Origin of the sequence: Flavobacterium sp., from assembly GCF_044368995.1 — a bacterium.
GTDB lineage: Bacteria > Bacteroidota > Bacteroidia > Flavobacteriales > Flavobacteriaceae > Flavobacterium.
In genome coordinates, this window is sequence record NZ_JBIPMS010000023.1 from 1 (window position 1) to 19,573 (window position 19,573).

A 19,573-nucleotide genomic window follows, 5' to 3' on the forward strand; every position below is an offset into this window, starting at 1 on the left:
GTACGGCCGTAGAAACTTTTAATTTAGGAACTGGAACGGGTAGTTCGGTTTTAGAAGTTATTCAATCTTTTGAAAAAGTATCAAGACAAAAACTAAATTACAAAATTTTAGGCAGACGAGAAGGCGATATTACAGAAGCTTATGCTAACACAGACAAAGCAAATACCATTTTAGGTTGGAAAGCGCAATCGTCTTTAGAAGAAGCTTTAGCGAGTGCTTGGAAATGGGAACAGAAAATAAGAAGTTAATTTTTAATAAAAAAAAACTCCGAATATTATCGGAGCTTTTTTGTATGTTTTATGCCGAAATAGTTTCTACCTCATTATTTATTTTATTCACCAAGCCAACCAAAACTTTTCCTGGTCCAACTTCCGTAAAACTTGAAGCGCCATCAGCGATCATTTGATTTACAGATTGGGTCCATTTTACGGGTGCTGTTAATTGAATAATTAAATTTTTCTTAATTTCATTAGCATCAGAAACCGCGCTCGCTGTTACATTTTGATACACTGGACAAATTGGCGTTGAAAAATGGGTAGCTTCAATAGCTGCAGCTAATTCCTCTCTAGCGGGCTCCATCATTGGTGAGTGAAACGCTCCACCAACAGGTAAAATTAAGGCGCGCTTAGCTCCTGCTTCTTTCATTTTTTCGCAAGCCAATTCCACGGCTTTGTATTCTCCAGAAATTACCAATTGTCCCGGGCAATTGTAATTTGCAGCCACTACCACACCATCAATTGAAGCGCAAATGTCTTCAACAATTTTATCTTCTAAATTTAAAACTGCTGCCATAGTTGATGGTTTAATTTCGCAGGCTTTTTGCATTGCTAAAGCTCTTTTGGAAACCAGCAATAAAGCATCTTCAAAAGATAAAGCACCGTTTGCTACTAAAGCAGAAAATTCTCCTAAAGAATGTCCAGCCACCATTTCTGGCTTAAAATTTTCTAAAGTTTTGGCTAAAATTACTGAATGTAAAAAAACAGCTGGTTGTGTTACTTTTGTCTCTTTTAATTCTTCAGCGGTACCTTCAAACATAATGTCTGTAATTCGGAATCCTAAAATATCATTTGCTTTTTCAAATAATTCTTTTGCTATCGCTGATGATTCATATAAATCTTTACCCATACCGGTAAATTGCGCGCCTTGACCAGGAAAAATGTATGCTTTCATAATATTTTGATTAAAAGTGATTCGTTTTTCTAAAACTGAAAACAAAAATACTTATTTTGTAACAATCTTATCAAATTAATGTCTAATATTTACAACATCTAAATTAAAATGAAATGAAAAAAATTCTTCCAATAGTAATAGTGCTTCTAGTAACACTTTTGTTTTTTTATGTTTCTCTGCCCGTAATAAGTTATGGTTTTTCAGGAATAACCGTTTTATTCATAATAATCGCAGCGTTATTATTTTTTACTTTTTCTAAATTTACAATTAGTTCAGACGGAAAAAGCTACAAACCTGTTCAGGTTTTTTGGAAAATTCCAGGTTTACTGATCGGAATTGCAATTTTATATGCATTTGTATTGCCTTTTTTTACATCGCACCCTGTTTTTAGAAGTGAAGAGTATAGAAACTTAATAGGAAAAGTAACAAATGGCGATAAATTGACCAATCATATTGCTCCAATTTCGATGAATGAAATTAGAGTTGTAGATGAATCTTTAGCTTATTTATTAGGTGAAAAAATATTAGGTTCGCAACCTGCTTTGGGAAGTCAGGCACAATTAGGTGAATTTTTCATTCAAAAAGTAAATGGAAAATTATATTGGATTGCCCCATTAGAACACTCTGGATTTTTTAAATGGCTTAACAACAAAAAAGGAACTACAGGGTACGTAATGGTTTCGGCTACGAATGAAAGAGATGTAAAATTAGTACAAGAAGTAAATGGAAAACCAATATTTCTAAAGTACCAACAAGAAGCTTATTTTCAAAGTAATTTACACCGTTATTTGTATTTTAATGGTTACAATACAGTTGGTTTAACTGATTTTTCTTTTGAAATTGATGATGCAGGAGTGCCATATTGGGTAGTTACTAAATACAAAAAACAAGTAGGTTTTTCCGGAAATGATGCCACAGGCATTGTTGTTGTAAATGCTCAAAACGGAGATATTAAAGAATATGATATTAAAAACACTCCCGCTTGGGTTGATAGAATTCAACCGATATCCTTTATTAAAGACCAATTAAACGATTGGGGCGAATACGTTAAAGGATACTGGAATTTTTCTAATGAAAACAAACTTCAAATTACAGAAGATTTAACTTTAGTGTATGGAAAAGATAATAAATCATATTGGTACACTGGAATTACTTCGGTCGGAAAAGACGAATCTGCAGTAGGATTTGTTTTAGTTGACACCCGAACCAAACAAACTACGTTTTATAAACAAAGTGGCGCTACCGAAATTGCCGCTCAAAGTTCGGCACAAGGAAAAGTACAAGAAAAAGGATTTGTAGCGTCGTTGCCTATTCCGTATAACATTAACAACATTCCTACTTATGTAATGACATTAAAAGACAATGGAGGATTAGTAAAAATGTACGCCATGGTTTCCATTTCAGATTACACAATTGTAGGAACAGGAAATACGATGCGAGAAGCATTAACCGCTTATAAAACTGCATTTAATTCGTCTGGAAATAAAATAAATGTAGATAGCAAATCAGCAAAAAAAGTTGTAGAATCAACTATTGTAAGAATTCAAAATGATGTTAAAAACGGAAATAGTTTTTATTATTTTACAGTAAAAGATTATCCAAATATTTTTGTTGGTTCTTCTCAAATCTCAAATCAATTGCCATTAACTGCTGTTGGAGATAGGGTAAAAATTTCATTTGATTTAGATACTGAAGAAATTATTGATGTTTCCCAATTTGAGAATTTAAGTTTGAAAAAATAAAAAAAAAGGGAAGTTTCTAAATTGAAATTTCCCTTTTTTAATTTTCTGTGTGCCTATGTGTTTTATTTTTATTGTTCCATTGGAATTTCCATTACTAAAAATTTTGCATCCGTTATAGCTTTAAATTCCAAGTTTTGAAAATTCAAAATTCCAAAACCATCACGAGTTGCTAATACTTGGCCATTCACTGTAATCGTCCCAGAAATCACAAACACATACATGCCATTTCCTTCTTTTTTAAGTGCGTACGTTTTAGAAAAATCCTTATCGAAGTCCGCTAAGTGAAACCAAGCGTCTTGATGAATCCAAACTCCTGCATCATCTGCATTTGGCGATAAAATTTGAGCGAAATTATTTTTTTGTTTGGCAACATCTAAAGTAATTTGTTGGTATCGAGGTGTTACATTTCTGGTTTTTGGAAACAACCAAATTTGAAACAATTTTGTTTGTAAATCAGCATTTGGATTGAACTCACTGTGTTGAATTCCAGTTCCTGCACTCATAACTTGCACATCGCCAGTTTTGATAATAGATTCATTTCCCATACTGTCTTTGTGCGCCAAATCGCCTTCTAAAGGAATGGTAATAATCTCCATATTATCATGTGGATGCGTGCCAAAACCCATTCCAGCCGCAACTGTGTCGTCATTTAAAACTCGTAACACTCCAAATTGAACTCTTTCTGGATTGTACCAGCTTGCAAAACTGAAACTATGATACGCATTTAACCAACCGTGATTGGCATGACCTCTTGTATTTGCTTTATGTAAAACTGTAGTTGCCATAAAATTTTCTATAATTTAGGTTGTTGTATGGGCATTAATTTAAAGTACGCTACAAAAAATATATTATTTTTTAGTTCTCCAACAACTTCTGCTTTTCTAATACTGGCACAAAAACCATCTTTGGCGTGGGCATCGCCATGAGAATCAATTGAAGTTCCTTTCACAAAATAAGTTTTACCTTCAATACGAACGGCTAAATCACAGCCGTAACCTTTCATTCCAAATTGACATTGGCCACAAGATACTTCTACAATTTGAATTTTTGAAGTTTCTTTTTTTTCTTGTGAAAAAATAATTGAGCTGTTACATATCAGCAAAAATAAAAGTATTTTTTTCATTTTCTTAAACATTTACTGTTACTAAAGTAGCTATTTTTTTTGCTCTTTCAACAATTTCTTCCACTGGTGTATCTAATTTATCATAATTTAAGACCACGCCCATTCTTCTGTAAGGTCGAGACGTTGGTTTTCCAAAAAGTCTGAAATCTGTTTTAGGTTGAAACGCTACGTTTTCAATTCCAGAAAAAGTGGGATGATTAGAATTTTCTGAAGCTAAAATTACGGCACTTGCTCCTGCTCTTTCTTGTGTGATTTCATAAATTGGTAAACTTAAAATAGCTCGCAAATGCAATTCAAATTCATTAAAATTTTGTGTGTTGGCTAAAGTTACCATTCCAGTGTCGTGAGGTCTTGGAGATAATTCTGAAAAATATACGCCTTCGTTAGTCAAGAAAAATTCTACACCAAAAAGTCCTGCGCCACCTAAAGCTTCTGTAACCTTTTTGGCCATATCTTGCGCTTCTAAAATGTCTGCATCTGAAACTCGAGCGGGTTGCCAACTTTCCTGATAATCGCCTCGTTCTTGGCGGTGACCAATTGGTGCGCAAAACAAAGTGGGTAAATTATTATTTTGAGCAACCGTTAAAAGCGTAATTTCCGAATGAAAATTGACGAAAGCTTCTACAATTACTTCTACAATATCTCCTCTTGAACCTTCTACTGCATATTTCCAAGCTTTTTCAATATCTTCATTTGATTTTATTGTAGATTGTCCTTTTCCGGATGAACTCATTAATGGTTTTACTACACAAGGCATTCCTACTTCGGTAACTGATTTTTGTAATTCTTCGAAAGAAGTAGCATAACGATAATTGGCCGTTTTTAAACCTAATTCTTTTGCTGCTAAATCCCGAATGGCTTTTCTGTTCATGGTGAAATTTGCAGCTTTTGCGGATGGCACAACGGTAATTCCTTGTTTTTCATAATCGTAAAAACGTTCTGTACGAATGGCTTCAATTTCAGGAACAATAAAATCGGGTTGGTGCTTGGCTACAATTCTGTCTAATTCGGCGCCATCAAGCATATTAATTACTTCGAAATCGTGAGCGACTTGCATTGCTGGTGCGTTTTCATAGCTATCTACGGCAATTACTGTTTGGCCGATTCGTTGAGCAGCAATTACAAACTCTTTTCCTAATTCACCAGAACCTAATAGTAGTATTTTTTTATTCATTTTTTAATGTGTTTAGAAAACAGATGTGCGTTAGGGAATGCAGTGAAAATCCTTTTATTTTTCATAAAAGATTGTAACGGAATGCCCGACCTGAAAGGAAACGCCCAAAAATTATACTAAAGCTTCTTTGATTCTTTTTATAGCTTCAATTAGTTGTTCTTCGCTAGTTGCGTAGGAAAGTCGTAAACAATTTGGACTTCCGAAAGCATCACCAGTTACGCTTGCTACATTGGCTTCTGCTAATAAATACATAGCGAAATCAGTTGCATCTTTAATTTCAGTACCTCTTAACGTTTTTCCAAAATAAGCTGAGACATCTGGAAACAAATAAAATGCACCGTCTGGGTTAGTTAATTTAAACCCTGGAATTTCTTTCATTAATCCGAAAACTAAATCGCGGCGTTTATGAAAAGCATCAACCATATATTTTATTTGAGAAGGATTTGCTTGTAATGCCGCAATAGTTGCTCGTTGTGCAATTGAATTAGCACCACTTGTAACTTGTCCTTGTATTTTTGTACAGGCTTTTGCTATAAATTCTGGAGCTCCGATATAACCAATTCTCCATCCTGTCATAGCAAATGCTTTGGCCACCCCATTTACAGTAATGGTATTGTTTTCCATGCCTTCAATTGAACCAATAGAACAATAAGCGTTAGTATAATTAATATGTTCGTAAATTTCATCTGAAACTACATATATATTTGGATGTTTTTTTAAAACGGCAACTAAAGCAGTTAGTTCTTCTTTATTGTAAACCGAACCTGAAGGATTACAAGGAGAACTGAACCACATCATTTTAGTTTTTGGTGTGATAGCAGCTTCTAATTGTTCTGGTGTAATTTTAAAATTTGTTTCTACAGAAGTTGGAACTTCCACTGGAATTCCTCCTGAAAGTTTGATAATTTCGAAGTAAGAAACCCAAAATGGGGCTGGTAGAATTACTTCATCACCTTCATTAAGCATTACTTGTGCAATATTATATAAAGATTGTTTGGCACCTGTTGAAATTACAATTTGATTTGGTGTATAGTTTAAATTATTATCTCTTTTAAATTTTGTACAAATAGCTTGTTTTAAATCTAAATAACCATCTACAGGCGAATAGGTTGAATAATTATCATCGATGGCTTGTTTAGCCGCTAGTTTGATAAAATCTGGCGTATTGAAATCTGGTTCGCCTAGACTTAAACTAATAATGTCTTTTCCTTGTTGTTTTAATTCTCTTGCCAATGCTGCCATTGCTAAAGTTTGAGACACGGCAAGATTATTGATTCTTTCAGATAAAATGTTATTCATGTTGTTTTATTAAATGTGATATAAATGAAGAAACGCGATAAATCGCGTCTCTATGTTATTATGCTAATTGAGGTCGTTTGCCAAGCTCTTTTAAATGTCTGAAATGAGCTATTACAGCACTTCTCATTGTTTGGTATTCGAAATACGGTAAATCACATTCGGCTGCAGTTTGTTTTACGAATTCTGCAATTTTGCCATAATGAATGTGGCTAATATTTGGAAATATATGGTGTTCAATTTGATGATTAAGTCCGCCAGTGTACCAATTTACAATCCAGTTTTTAGGGGCAAAATTAACCGTAGTTAACAATTGATGTATGGCCCAAGTATTTTCTATTTCGCCTTGTTCATTTGGATGTGGGTTTATAGTATCTTCTGTTATATGTGCCAATTGAAAAACGATACTTAAAATCATTCCAGCCGTATAATGCATTATGAAAAAACCAATTAAAATTACCCACCAGCTGGCAGCTCCAAAAACTAAAGGTAAAACAATCCAAAAACTGAAATATATTATTTTGGAGATTACTAAACCTGTCCAAAGTGTTTTAGGATTAGGTGTGTTCCCATAAGATAATTTTCTTTTTAAATACCCGCCCATTTGTTTAAAATCAGTAGTTAAACACCAATTTATAGTAAGCAATCCATATAAAAATATAGAATAATAATGTTGAAAAGCATGAAATTTATACCATGTAGCTTCTTTAGTAAAACGGATTACTCTTCCCGCATCTAAATCTTCGTCATGACCAGGAATATTGGTATAAGTGTGGTGTAACACATTGTGTTGCACTTGCCAATTGTAAACATTTCCAGCTAAAATATAGATACTTCCACCCATTATTTTATTTAACCAATTTTTGGATGAATATGACCCGTGGTTTCCATCGTGCATTACATTCATGCCCACACCGGCCATACCTATACCTATGATTACAGAAGCAAAAAGATAGGTTAGAACAGGAATGTCAATGAAAAATATGACAAAAAACGGGATGAAAAACAAACTGAACATAATGCCAGTTTTAATATGTAGCTTCCAGTTCCCAGTTTTATTAATGTTGTGTTCATTAAAATAGTCGTTAACTCTTTTATTTAGTGTTCTAAAAAATTGATTTTTATCTGTTCTTGAAAAAGTTGGTGTTTGCATTTTCATCTAAATATTATGTGTTAATTTACAAATGTACTACTATTTCTCGAAAATTTATTATGATAAATATCATATCGTATAAAAATTGTATTTTTGCAATAAATTTATAATAATTTGGAACTGATATTAAAATATTTCCCCGATTTAACTCCTTTACAGATTGAACAATTCACAAAATTATACGATTTGTATATTGATTGGAATTCGAAAATTAATGTAATTTCTAGAAAAGACATAGACGAACTATATTCTAGACACATTTTGCATTCATTAGGAATTGCAAAAGTAATTCAATTTCAGCCTGGCGCTAATATTTTAGATGTAGGAACTGGCGGAGGTTTTCCAGGGATTCCGTTGGCTATTTTATTTCCTGAAACGCAATTTTATTTAATAGACATCATTGCTAAAAAAATAAAAGTGGTACAAGAAGTAGCAAAAGGCTTAGGTTTAAAAAACGTAAAAGCAGAACAAAAAAGGGCTGAATTAGTAAAAGAAGAATTCGATTTTATTGTAAGCCGAGCGGTAACCAATATGCCGGATTTTGTAAAATGGACAAAAGACAAAACGAAGAAAAATGCTATTCACAAATTAAAAAATGGAATTTTGTATTTAAAAGGCGGAGATTTAACAGAAGAATTGGCTGCATACAAAACAGTGCAATTATTTGATTTATCAGATTTTTTTGAAGAAGATTTTTTTGAAACTAAAAAAGTAGTGTATTTGCCTTTAAAGTATAAATCATGATAACAAAAACGCCTGTCTATAGACAGGCGTTTTTTATGTAAGCACATAAATTTTTATTATTCTAAAATAATTTTTTCTGTATGATTTAAATTTTCACCTTGAAGTTTTAAAATATAAATTCCTGAAGAAAATGCAGAAAGATCTAACGAATTAGAAGTGATAAAGTTATTAATATCCATATTAAATACTTCTCTTCTGTTGATGTCAATAATTTTTACAGAAACCGCACCAGAAAAATCATTAATGTTAATATTTAAATTATCCTTAACAGGATTTGGATATATAGATACGTTTTTATTGCTTGTTAACGATTCGCTATTAAGAACATTACTTGTAAAAGTTCCAGAAAAAATTCCTCTACCATAAGTAGCTGCAAAAACTACATTATCATTTCTTAAGTCTAAATCTGTAACTTTTACATTACGCATTCCGTTATAAGATTGATACCAAGTTGGTGATGCTGCATTAAAATTATTTGTAAACCACACACCTAAATCAGAACCTACTATTACTTCAGTATTTGGTAATAATGGATTTTGAAGAATACATCTAACCGGAATGTCAGGAAAATTGCCTTCTTTATTCACCCAATTTGGTGTTGCAGAAGTACCATTTGTGGTATGCCAAATACTTGTAACATTATAGTTACTCATAGTTACAAAAATTTCATCATTTGATGTGCCGTATTCAATATCTGATATTGTTCCTACAAATGCAGATGATGATAGATCTGTCCAAGTTGGAGTAGCATTGGCATTAGTGAGTCTTAAAACTTTTCCGTTTCTAGTCCCAACAAGTAATGTAGTTGAGCCTGTTGTATATTTAGAGACGGCGAAAGCAGAAGGTGAATTTGTTAGCAGTGTATTTGTTAATATTGTTTTTCCAACTGTCCCAGTTAAACCAACATTAGTATATCTTCTTATTTGATAAGTAGTACCATTTGTATAATCAGCATACAAAATATTTAAATTTGAGTCTAAAGTCATGGGAGAAATGAATGCGCCATTAGTTGTAGACTCACTATTTATTACTTTGACTGCATTGGCAGTAGTTCTTCTATTAATGCTACGATTATATACATAATTTGTAATATAATATTTATCAGCTCCTTGATCGAACATTGTAAATGCTCCATCTCCACCTTGGGCTGGAATACTAGAATTGAGTCCGGACGAAACTGAAGAAAAATATTGTGTACCATTATCTTGTGCTCCTGCTGCAAAATAATCATTTATTAAATTTCCACCTGTTGCACCAACAGGTGCAACACCTAAACTATAAAATTGTGTAACATTGAAGCCATTGTTTCTAGAAGTTGTTGTTAATCCGGCATTTGCAGAATAATAAACACCCCCATCATTACCAAATACTAATTTAGAATTACCTGATAATCCATTGCCAAATGCTAAACCATGCTGATCCGCATGTACATACTGATAACCAAAACCACCATACCAATGAGAAAGTTGCATATATGAAGCTCCTCCATTTGTTGATTTAAACAAATCAATACCACCAAGATATAGCACTTCGTCATTTATAGGATCAGCGGCAATTAATAAATCATAAAAAGCTTGTCCTCTAGTAAAATCTGTTACTGGTATTCCCGAATCAGCATCTATAGGCAACGTTAAATTTATAACTGAATTAAAACTATTTAGCGTTTTAACTATAGCCACAGAATTTGGAATTTCAGCTAAAACATATACTTTTTCTGGATTGGTTTTTGAAACAGCAATTTGAGTTCTATCACCAGAAGCAATTGCATATTTTTCTTGAAAGACTACACCATCTGTAGAAGAAAAAATCCTACCGCCTCCATCACCAAATAAAGAATTATTAGTTGAAGAAAGCCAAATTTTTCCTCCAGCAGTAATTTCTATATCATTTGGCGCCGTTTTATGCCCATCTGTAGTTAAAGGCAGGTTAATTTCAGTCCAACTGGTCCCATTATTTACAGATTTATATAATCCATAGTCGAATCCACCCAATGATGCACCAGCTGAAATTGTTGAAGCGGCAGCTACAAAAACTTCCGATATACCTGAATTATTTCTCACAACAATATCATTAATATGTTGCACGCCTGGAACAAAGTTTCCTGTAATTATAGAAGAATTCATTGGATTTAATGTAACATTTACTGGTCCAGAATCTAACATTGTAACTAATGCATCTCCTTGATTTTGAGAAATTGCCACTGAGGGTATGGTGACACTTCCAAAAGTATCTACACCTCCCATTGCCGCAGGAAATCCAGAAACATTATTTATCATAATTACGGCTATAGCTCCAGCATTAACTGCATTTGTGCATTTTTGGATAAATGAACATGTTCCTCTTTTTATTAAAGCAATTTTTCCATTAACTGATGTAGCATTAATAAATAAACCACAGCCTTCATTTGGAAGCAACGCCCCATCATCTACTAAAACTATATCTGAAGTAATTGTTGTTGATACAGGAATTCCAAAAGATGTAGTTTCAATAGAAGCGTAAGTAGTTGAAATAGGTGAATTTACAATAACGTTCGATGAAGATTGAAAATAAGTTGAACCATTTACACCTCCGAAAACTTTCACCCAATTATTACCTCCATTAGTAGACTTCCACAATCCATTTCCATTAACATCTCCTCCAACATAAGATTCCCCTGTTCCAGCATAAAAAATACTTGGATTGTTTGGATCAACCGCAATACAAGTAACATTTAAATTATCTGGAATATTTACACGAGTCCATTCAGAATTTTCAGTAGAAATATTTGTATTTTTCCAAATTCCTCCACTTACACCTCCCGCAAAAACGGTTTCATTTGTTGGATCATTTGGATCAAAAATTACGGCTCTTGTTCTACCGCCAACATTTGTTGGACCTCGTTCAACCCAGTTATTATCAGTTCCATCTCCTGGAGTTCTATAAGCTGTTAAATCATCATTACGTTGTTTTTCAAGTTTATGTCTTAATAGTTCGAGTTTCTCAGGAGTAGGTCGCCCAATTGTTGGATCCATTGTTGCTTCCCAGTCACTTTCGTAATATTTATTTGGCGGAAGCCCTAAAGCTTGTCTTTCAATTTTTGATTTTTTAAGGGTTTCTTTATATGGACTTTCAGATAAATAACAAGCATGTAAAGCCCTTATTTCATCAAATTTAGAAATTGGCTTTACTGAAACTAGTTGTAAATTCTCAACTGAATTTGTCTTAGTTTTCGGTAAAAATGAATAGCCTTTTGATTTTTTAAATGAAGTATTTTTTATAGATACTACTTTTTTTACTTTTGGTTTAAGTATTTTGGATTCAGTACAACTGATAAAATTAAATAAAGAAATTCCAATAACTAGAAGTAAGCATTTTTTCATAAACATTCTGTGATAAAACATAAAATCAAAATTAATGCAAAATTGACAAAACACAAAAAATTTAATATTCTTTTTTATTTTGTTCAATTAAATTTTAGTTGCATTGATAATTTTATAAATTTCGATTGCTTTTCCATCTGTTAATAACGAAACAAATTGACAAATATTTAATAATTTATCATACATGGTTTGTTTATTTCCTTTGTATTTTTCTGGCAAAATATTCATTATTAAATTATCGAAATTTGTACCAGAATTATTAGAAGTTTGAATGTAAGCTTGAATAAAAACATCTAAAAGCGTATGGATAACTTTATAACCAATAATTTCTTTTTCAATTACTTCTTTTGATTGATATATGTTTTTTACGCTAATATTAATAATATCCGAAATTTGAGCTTTATATTGACTTTTATCTATCAAAGAAACTGAAAATTCACCTTTCAATATAGCTGTTTCATTTTCCATAAATACAGAAACCGCATCATTTATTAAACTTCCAATAGCCAACGCGCGTAAGTAACTAATTCGGTCTTCTTTAGTTTTTAATTCATTATATTTTTTGGAATCAATTGATTTTTGTACCAATTTAATTAAATATTCTAATGCGAAATCTTCATTAATTAATCCGAGTTTTATGCCATCTTCAAAGTCTATTATCGTATAGCAAATATCATCTGCCGCTTCCACTAAAAAAGCTAATGGATGACGAAAATAACCAACATCTGAATTTGATTTGTTTGAAATCATACCCAACTCGGAAGCTACTTCTTGAAAGAATTTTTTGTCTTGTTGAAAAAATCCGTATTTTTTATCGCAAATATTTGAAGTTGGCTTTTTTGGCAAACTTTCTTTCGGATATTTCATAAATGTTCCTAAAGTAGCATAGGATAAACGTAAAGCGCCTTCAACGCCATCTCTGGTTGATGTTAAAATAGAAAAACCATTTGCATTTCCTTCAAAATCAACTATATCTTGCCATTCTTTTTCAGATAAATCTGATTTGTATTTTAAACCGCTTCCTGATGAAAAATATTCTCCAATTGCTTTTTCTCCTGAATGACCAAATGGAGGATTTCCAATATCGTGCGACAAACAAGCTGCTGCCACAATCGCACCAAAATCATTTAATTGATAACCATGAATTTCTTGTAAATGCGGGTATTTTTCCAACACTTTTTTACCAACCAATCTTCCTATCGAACGACCAACTACCGAAACTTCCAAACTATGTGTCAAACGCGTATGCACAAAATCTGTTTTAGAAAGCGGAATTACTTGCGTTTTATCTTGAAGCAAACGAAATTCTGAAGAGAAAATAATTCTATCGTAATCGACTTCAAAACCCAAACGGGTGTCGTCTTGTTCTTTTCGTAATCTTTTACTAGTATCGCCTTGTCGTTTTAAAGACAAAAGTTGTTCCCACTTCATCATTATAATAGGTTTTTAGAAATACGAAGATAGGAATTTAGAAATAAAAAAATCCTTCGTGATGAAGGATTTTAATTTTACGCTTTTAAATTAGATAAGAAAAACAAACTCGATTTTTTTGGATACTTATCGTAACTTTTATCGCTAGGGTTTTCAATAACCGTTTTAAGATTTACCTCATCGCCAATTTTAAACTTTGAAACCACTAATTTATAGTCTAACATATACGGACCGCAGAAAAAATTTCCGTCTGCGTCTTGCTCAATCAATCCTGTATAAACTCCTTTTTCTTTTGCCATGATTTTATTTTTTTCAAAGGTATAAAAAAACAGCCATTAAAAATAATGACTGTTTTATATAATATAATTTATGTTTTCTACTTATGAACCACACATTTCGCAATCTTCTGGACCCGCATTTTTAGCCAATTCAATCATGGCTTGGTATTCTTCCGCAGACATGGTTTCATTTACTGGCTCTACAGCTGCTTCCACCACTTCTAATTGTTCTTTGGCTTGAATATTTTGTATGGGTTCTGCTTTTTTGTCGTTATTTAACGTGAATTTAATCGCATCAACAGCAGCTTTTGTTCGTAAATAATACATTCCAGTTTTTAAACCAGATTGCCAAGCGTAAAAGTGCATAGACGTTAGTTTGGCATAATTTGCATTTTGCATAAATAAATTTAACGACTGCGATTGGTCCACGAAATAGCCGCGGTGACGCGACATATCAATAATATCTTTCATAGACATTTCCCAAACCGTTTTGTATAATTCTTTCAAATCTTCAGGAATATTTAAATTTTGAACTGATCCGTTTTCGCGCATTAATTCTTGTTTTAAATCTTCTGTCCACAACCCTAATTTTACTAAATCTTCCAATAAATGTTTGTTGACCACAATAAACTCTCCAGACAATACTCTACGTGTATAAATGTTTGAAGTATAGGGTTCAAATGCTTCGTTATTTCCTAAAATTTGAGAAGTAGAAGCAGTCGGCATTGGCGCTACTAATAAGGAATTACGTACCCCAAATTCCATCACTTCTTTTCTTAAACTAGCCCAATCCCAACGACCAGATAAATCTGAATCTTGAATTCCCCAAAGGTTATGTTGAAATTCTCCTTGAGAAATTGGAGAACCTTGAAAACTAGAATACGGTCCTTCTTCTTTTGCCATTTCCATAGAAGCAGTTACAGCTGCAAAATACATGGTTTCGAAGATTTCTTGGTTCAATGTTTTTGCTTCATCACTTGTAAAAGGTAATCGCAACATAATGAAAGCGTCTGCTAAACCTTGTACGCCTAATCCGATTGGTCGGTGACGCTTGTTAGAATTTTCTCCTTCAATTACTGGATAATAATTTCTATCAATTACTTTATTTAAGTTTCGAGTAACACGTTTGGTTACGGTGTAAAATAATTCGTGATTAAATGCTCCATTTTCAACAAACATAGGAAGTGAAAGTGATGCTAAATTACAAACAGCAATTTCATCTTTTGAAGTAAATTCCATAATTTCAGTACATAAATTCGAAGAACGAATGGTACCTAAATTTTTCTGATTTGATTTTCTGTTGGCTGCATCTTTATACAACATGTATGGTGTTCCCGTTTCAATTTGCGATTCTAGAATTTTCTCCCATAACTCATGTGCTTTGATGGTTTTTCTTCCTTTTCCTGCCGCTTCATACGACGTATAAAGTGCCTCAAATTCTTCTCCATGAACATCATATAATCCTGGGCATTCATTTGGACACATTAAGGTCCAATATCCGTCTTCTTGAACACGTTTCATGAATAAATCTGAGGTCCACATTGCGAAAAATAAATCACGCGCACGCATTTCTTCTTTACCGGTATTCTTTTTCAAGTCTAAAAAATCGAAAATATCAGCATGCCATGTTTCAATATAAATAGCAAAACTTCCTTTACGTTTTCCGCCACCTTGATCTACGTAACGAGCCGTATCATTAAACACTCGTAACATTGGAACAATTCCGTTAGAGGTTCCGTTAGTTCCACGAATATATGAACCTGTGGCACGTACGTTATGAATTGATAATCCAATTCCACCGGCAGATTGAGAAATTTTTGCGGTTTGTTTTAATGTGTCATATATGCCATCGATACTATCGTCTTGCATTGCTAAAAGAAAACAAGATGACATTTGAGGTTTTGGCGTACCCGCATTAAATAATGTTGGTGTAGCATGTGTGAAGAATTTTTTCGACATTAAGTCGTACGTTTCCAACACGGCTGGCAAATCGTTTAAGTGAATTCCTACAGAAACACGCATTAACATGTGTTGCGGACGTTCAACAATTTGTCCGTTAATTCTTAATAAATACGATCGTTCCAAAGTTTTAAATCCGAAATAATCGTAGTTAAAATCTCTGTTATATATGATATGAGAATTTAAATATTCTGCATTTTCTTGAATTACATTATGCACTTCTTCAGATAAAAGAGGTGCAGATTGATTGGTTCTTGGGTTTACATAATGATACATTTCACTCATCGTTTCCGAGAAGGATTTATTGGTGTTTTTATGTAAATTAGAAATGGCGATACGGGCTGCCAATTGTGCGTAATCAGGGTGAGCAATAGTCATTGAAGCGGCCGTTTCAGCGGCTAAGTTATCTAATTCAGAAGTAGTTACCCCGTCGTATAATCCTTCAATAACTCGCATAGCTACTTTTACAGCATCTACTAAATCGTTTAAACCATAACACAGTTTTTTAATCCTGTCTGTTATTTTGTCAAAACTTACTGGCTCTTTGTGGCCATCTCTTTTAATTACGTACATAGTTTTTGTTTTTTGAAACAGCAAATCCCTTTACTGAATCGGTTTATTTGTATTACTTATTTTTTGTCAGCAAGTAGGACTCCCCTTTTTTTAAAAAAGGAAACATTTGCATTATGGAAAATTAAATAGCAGGATTTTGGGCAAATTCTGTTTTGTAAGTTTTTCTTTTAAAAAGCAGCGTCAAAAGTAATTTTCTGTGCTTCGGTATCGGTATTCATTACACCTGCTTTTTGGTATTCGGCCACTTTTTTCTCAAAGAAATTGGTTTTTCCTTGCAACGAAATCATATCCATAAAATCAAATGGATTTGAAGTATTGTATTCTCTATCGCATCCTAATTCTACTAATAATCTGTCTGCTACAAATTCTAAGTATTGTGTCATTAATCCTGCATTCATTCCAATTAATGAAACAGGTAAAGATTCAGTAATAAATTCTCTTTCGATATTTAAAGCATCTACAATAATGGTTCTGATACGATCTTTTGACACTTTATTTACTAAATGGTGGTTGTGTAAATGCACGGCAAAATCACAATGTACGCCTTCGTCACGTGAAATTAATTCATTAGAAAAGGTTAAACCTGGCATTAATCCGCGTTTTTTCAACCAATAGATAGAACAAAATGCTCCCGAGAAGAAAATGCCTTCTACAGCTGCAAAAGCAATTAATCGTTCAGCAAAAGAATCAGAATCAATCCACTTTAATGCCCAATCTGCTTTTTTCTTAATAGCAGGAAAGACATCTAGAGCATTAAATAGGTCGTTTTTCTCAGCTTCATCTTTTACATAAGTATCAATTAAAAGCGAATACGTTTCAGAATGAATGTTCTCCATCATGATTTGAAAACCATAGAAAAATTTAGCTTCCGCATATTGTACTTCATTTACAAAATTTTCTGCTAAATTTTCATTTACAATTCCGTCTGATGCAGCAAAAAATGCTAAAATATGTTTGATGAAGTATTTTTCGTCTTGAGATAACTTATTGTTCCAGTCATTTAAATCTTGAGACAAATCAATTTCTTCGGCTGTCCAAAAACTGGCCTCCATTTTTTTGTACCATTCCCAAATATCATGGTGTTTGATAGGAAAAATTACAAATCTGTTTTTGTTTTCTTGTAAAATTGGCTCAACGATTGACATAAGTAATTGATTTTTATATTTTAAGCGAGATTGATTCTCTATATTTTTAACTCTACAAATTTCAATAAATCAATTGAATAATAAAAGTCAAACTTATTCACAATTTGACTAAGTTTTTAACAATTCTAGTTAATTTTAAATTTATAAATATTTTTATAAGTACTTGATTTTCAACGTATTAAATTACGTTAAACAAAATAAAAAAATCGGGTTAATTAGCTGAAAACACAATACCTAACACGATTTTTAAGTTGTTTTTTTAATCCTATTTTTTTAAATCTTTGGCTACTTTTTCTAATTCTTCATACCATTCTATTCCAAATTTTCTAACCAAAGCTTCTTTTACAAATTTATATACTGGAACTTGTAATTCTGCACCTAAAGTACAGGCATCTGAACAAATGTGCCATTTATGATAATTTACGGCGGAAAAATCGGAATATTCTTTTACTCGGACAGGATATAAATGGCACGAAACTGGTTTTTTCCAACTTATTTCACCTTGATTGTAAGCTTGTTCAATACCGCAAAGTGCTATTTTTTTGTCAAAAATTACATAAGCACAATCCTTTCCGTCAATTAATGTAGTTTCTAATTCGCCATCTGAACCAATTACATGCGTTCCTTGAGCTGCAATGGCTGCAATGCCTTCTTTTCGTAAAAAGGGTTTTACTTTCGGATAAATATCTGCTAATATTTGAGTTTCTTCAATAGATAATGGCGCACCAGCATCTCCATCCACACAACAAGCTCCTTTACAAGCAGATAAATTACAAACGAAATCTTTTTCCAAAATTTCTTCAGAAACTATGGTTTTTTGAAGTTGAAACATACTTTTTTTTGTTTAAAGCACAAAGGTAGTGATTATAAAACTCAATTTTAAATTAACCAACGCGCCAATTGAAGTTTATCCGTATCTTTGTAGAAAACATTTATGATTGACTGGAAAGAAGTTTTTACCATATCGATGATATTATTTGCTGTAATTGATATTTTAGGTAGTATTCCAATTATTGTAGATTTACGTAGTAAAATTGGGCATATACAATCGGAAAAAGCTTCAATAGTTTCTGCAATTATTATGATTGCATTTTTATTTGTAGGAGAAGAAATTTTAAAATTAATTGGTATTGACGCCAATTCTTTTGCTGTTGCAGGATCATTTGTTTTATTTTTCTTAGCATTAGAAATGATTTTGGGTGTACGATTATATAAAGAAGACAATCCATCAACCGCTTCCATTATACCAATCGCTTTTCCTTTAATTGCTGGTGCTGGAACAATGACAACTTTACTGTCTTTACGAGCCGTTTATGATAAAATTAATATTATCATTGCCATTTTAATTAATGTTATTTTGGTATATGCCGTACTAAAATCGTCTGGGAAAATTGAAAAAATATTAGGTGTAAATGGTTTAGGAATTATTAGAAAAGTTTTTGGCGTAATTTTATTGGCCATTTCTATAAAGTTATTTGCCGCAAACGTAAAAGGATTGTTTGTATAAGTTTAAAAAATTGAAAAATGAAAATATTTAGTTACGTTATTATCGTATTATCAATAATCACAATTATTTTTAATGCAACAAAAATTGATTTCGAAAAACCATTTGAAGGGGAAAATACAATTGCATTAATTGGGATTATTGCCTCGTTTTGCGCTATTTTAGTTGTAACGCTTTTTATGGTGGCCAGAAAAGTAGTGGAACAAACAAAATAGAATCTACTTTTGCTTTTCTAACACTTTAATAATCATTTTGTCTCTAGGAAGCAAAATTTGATAATAGGAAGTATCGTTAAATAATTGTTTAGAAAATTCAGCATATAAATATGTTAGCACTTGTTCTTTATGATTGGATATATTAAAAAGCAATCCATTAGAAGTTAAGTATTCTTTAAATTGAATGAAATATTTGTCATTTTTAAACAATTCATTTTTCAATTGTATTGCATTCATTTTACTGAAAAAAGATCGATTTTTATCTAATTTTTCAAAAGCATAATAACTCATAATATCTGATTGCAGCAACAAGGACAAACCTTCTTTACTGTGGTTTTTTTCAATTGGCACAAATACATCGGGAATAATGCCGCCTCCGCCGTAAACAATTCTGCCTTTTTTGGTTTTAAATTTTAAACTATCCGCAACTTTGATGCTATCTGCTTCGTACAATTCGCCATTTAAAAACCGTTTTTCAAATTCGTTAAAATATTTTTCGCCTTTGTCTTCATAAGGTTTTTGAATACTTCTTCCAGATGGCGTATAATATCTTGCAATGGTTAAACGCACTGCAGAACCGTCATTCATTTTCATTTCGCGTTGCACCAATCCTTTTCCGAAAGAGCGACGTCCAATTATAGTTCCTCTGTCGTTATCCTGAATGGCTCCAGCAAAAATCTCACTAGCCGAAGCACTATTTTCATCAA

The 19,573-nt window shown here is 32.5% G+C and carries 17 protein-coding genes and 1 pseudogene; 5 read left to right on the top strand and 13 right to left on the bottom strand.

Translation table 11 applies throughout. The features are described 5' to 3' along the window. Window positions 1-248: pseudogene (locus ACIQ2I_RS03200) on the top strand (UDP-glucose 4-epimerase GalE); the annotation flags it as partial. A gap of 49 nt (window positions 249-297) precedes the next feature. On the opposite strand, the gene fabD reads toward ACIQ2I_RS03200, so the two are convergent. Beyond that, window positions 298-1,170 carry an ACP S-malonyltransferase gene (fabD, locus tag ACIQ2I_RS03205; RefSeq protein ID WP_396180986.1) on the bottom strand — a complete coding sequence of 291 codons (873 nt, stop codon included), beginning with the start codon at window positions 1,168-1,170 and terminating at the stop codon, window positions 298-300. A gap of 113 nt (window positions 1,171-1,283) precedes the next feature. Between fabD and ACIQ2I_RS03210 the strand changes: the two genes are divergently transcribed. Next, window positions 1,284-2,912: a hypothetical protein gene (locus tag ACIQ2I_RS03210; protein ID WP_396180987.1), complete on the top strand. Its 1,629-nt coding sequence runs from the start codon at window positions 1,284-1,286 to the stop codon at window positions 2,910-2,912. 68 nt (window positions 2,913-2,980) lie between these two features. On the opposite strand, the gene ACIQ2I_RS03215 is transcribed toward ACIQ2I_RS03210, so the two are convergent. The 5 genes from ACIQ2I_RS03215 to ACIQ2I_RS03235 all read right to left on the bottom strand — a co-directional run bounded on the left by ACIQ2I_RS03215 (window position 2,981) and on the right by ACIQ2I_RS03235 (window position 7,664). After that, complete coding sequence (locus tag ACIQ2I_RS03215; RefSeq protein WP_396180988.1) at window positions 2,981-3,697, bottom strand: pirin family protein; 717 nt, start codon at window positions 3,695-3,697, stop codon at window positions 2,981-2,983. Between the two features lie 8 nt (window positions 3,698-3,705). Continuing rightward, window positions 3,706-4,035: a DUF6370 family protein gene (locus tag ACIQ2I_RS03220; protein WP_396180989.1), complete on the bottom strand. Its 330-nt coding sequence runs from the start codon at window positions 4,033-4,035 to the stop codon at window positions 3,706-3,708. Between the two features lie 4 nt (window positions 4,036-4,039). After that, window positions 4,040-5,209: a formate-dependent phosphoribosylglycinamide formyltransferase gene (gene purT, locus ACIQ2I_RS03225; RefSeq protein ID WP_396180990.1), complete on the bottom strand. Its 1,170-nt coding sequence runs from the start codon at window positions 5,207-5,209 to the stop codon at window positions 4,040-4,042. 111 nt (window positions 5,210-5,320) lie between these two features. Beyond that, on the bottom strand, window positions 5,321-6,508 hold the full coding sequence (locus tag ACIQ2I_RS03230; protein WP_396180991.1) for a pyridoxal phosphate-dependent aminotransferase: 1,188 nt from the start codon (window positions 6,506-6,508) through the stop codon (window positions 5,321-5,323). A 58-nt stretch (window positions 6,509-6,566) separates the two neighbouring features. Beyond that, window positions 6,567-7,664, bottom strand: a complete 1,098-nt coding sequence (locus ACIQ2I_RS03235; protein ID WP_396180992.1) for a fatty acid desaturase family protein — start codon at window positions 7,662-7,664, stop codon at window positions 6,567-6,569. Window positions 7,665-7,772: 108 nt separating this feature from the next. Here ACIQ2I_RS03235 and rsmG point away from each other — a divergent pair, with 108 nt between their 5' ends. After that, window positions 7,773-8,402, top strand: a complete 630-nt coding sequence (gene rsmG, locus ACIQ2I_RS03240; protein ID WP_396180993.1) for a 16S rRNA (guanine(527)-N(7))-methyltransferase RsmG — start codon at window positions 7,773-7,775, stop codon at window positions 8,400-8,402. Between the two features lie 56 nt (window positions 8,403-8,458). Here the strand turns inward: rsmG and ACIQ2I_RS03245 are convergent, their stop codons facing one another. The 6 genes from ACIQ2I_RS03245 to ACIQ2I_RS03270 form a co-directional block, all read right to left on the bottom strand. Next, a complete protein-coding gene (locus tag ACIQ2I_RS03245; RefSeq protein ID WP_396180994.1) occupies window positions 8,459-11,761 on the bottom strand; it encodes a PA domain-containing protein in 3,303 nt (1,100 codons plus the stop codon). An 87-nt stretch (window positions 11,762-11,848) separates the two neighbouring features. Continuing rightward, the gene (locus ACIQ2I_RS03250) at window positions 11,849-13,192 is read right to left on the bottom strand and encodes a deoxyguanosinetriphosphate triphosphohydrolase (RefSeq protein ID WP_396181002.1); all 1,344 of its coding nucleotides are present in this window, start codon (window positions 13,190-13,192) and stop codon (window positions 11,849-11,851) included. A 77-nt stretch (window positions 13,193-13,269) separates the two neighbouring features. Beyond that, window positions 13,270-13,491, bottom strand: coding sequence for a hypothetical protein (locus ACIQ2I_RS03255; RefSeq protein WP_396180995.1), 222 nt, complete (start codon window positions 13,489-13,491; stop codon window positions 13,270-13,272). 81 nt (window positions 13,492-13,572) lie between these two features. Further along, window positions 13,573-16,002, bottom strand: a complete 2,430-nt coding sequence (locus ACIQ2I_RS03260; RefSeq protein WP_396180996.1) for a ribonucleoside-diphosphate reductase subunit alpha — start codon at window positions 16,000-16,002, stop codon at window positions 13,573-13,575. A gap of 167 nt (window positions 16,003-16,169) precedes the next feature. Continuing rightward, a complete protein-coding gene (locus tag ACIQ2I_RS03265; protein ID WP_396180997.1) occupies window positions 16,170-17,147 on the bottom strand; it encodes a ribonucleotide-diphosphate reductase subunit beta in 978 nt (325 codons plus the stop codon). 265 nt (window positions 17,148-17,412) lie between these two features. After that, complete coding sequence (locus ACIQ2I_RS03270) at window positions 17,413-17,979, bottom strand: DUF3109 family protein (protein WP_396180998.1); 567 nt, start codon at window positions 17,977-17,979, stop codon at window positions 17,413-17,415. A 102-nt stretch (window positions 17,980-18,081) separates the two neighbouring features. Between ACIQ2I_RS03270 and ACIQ2I_RS03275 the strand changes: the two genes are divergently transcribed. Together ACIQ2I_RS03275 and ACIQ2I_RS03280 are read left to right on the top strand one after the other, a co-directional pair. Further along, complete coding sequence (locus ACIQ2I_RS03275; RefSeq protein ID WP_396180999.1) at window positions 18,082-18,654, top strand: MarC family protein; 573 nt, start codon at window positions 18,082-18,084, stop codon at window positions 18,652-18,654. A gap of 17 nt (window positions 18,655-18,671) precedes the next feature. Next, entirely contained in the window at window positions 18,672-18,866 is a 195-nt protein-coding gene (locus ACIQ2I_RS03280) for a hypothetical protein (protein ID WP_396181000.1), read from the top strand. A 3-nt stretch (window positions 18,867-18,869) separates the two neighbouring features. Here ACIQ2I_RS03280 and ACIQ2I_RS03285 read toward each other — a convergent pair. After that, window positions 18,870-19,573 (bottom strand): S41 family peptidase (locus tag ACIQ2I_RS03285; protein WP_396181001.1); only part of this gene is annotated, 704 nt, incomplete at its 5' end.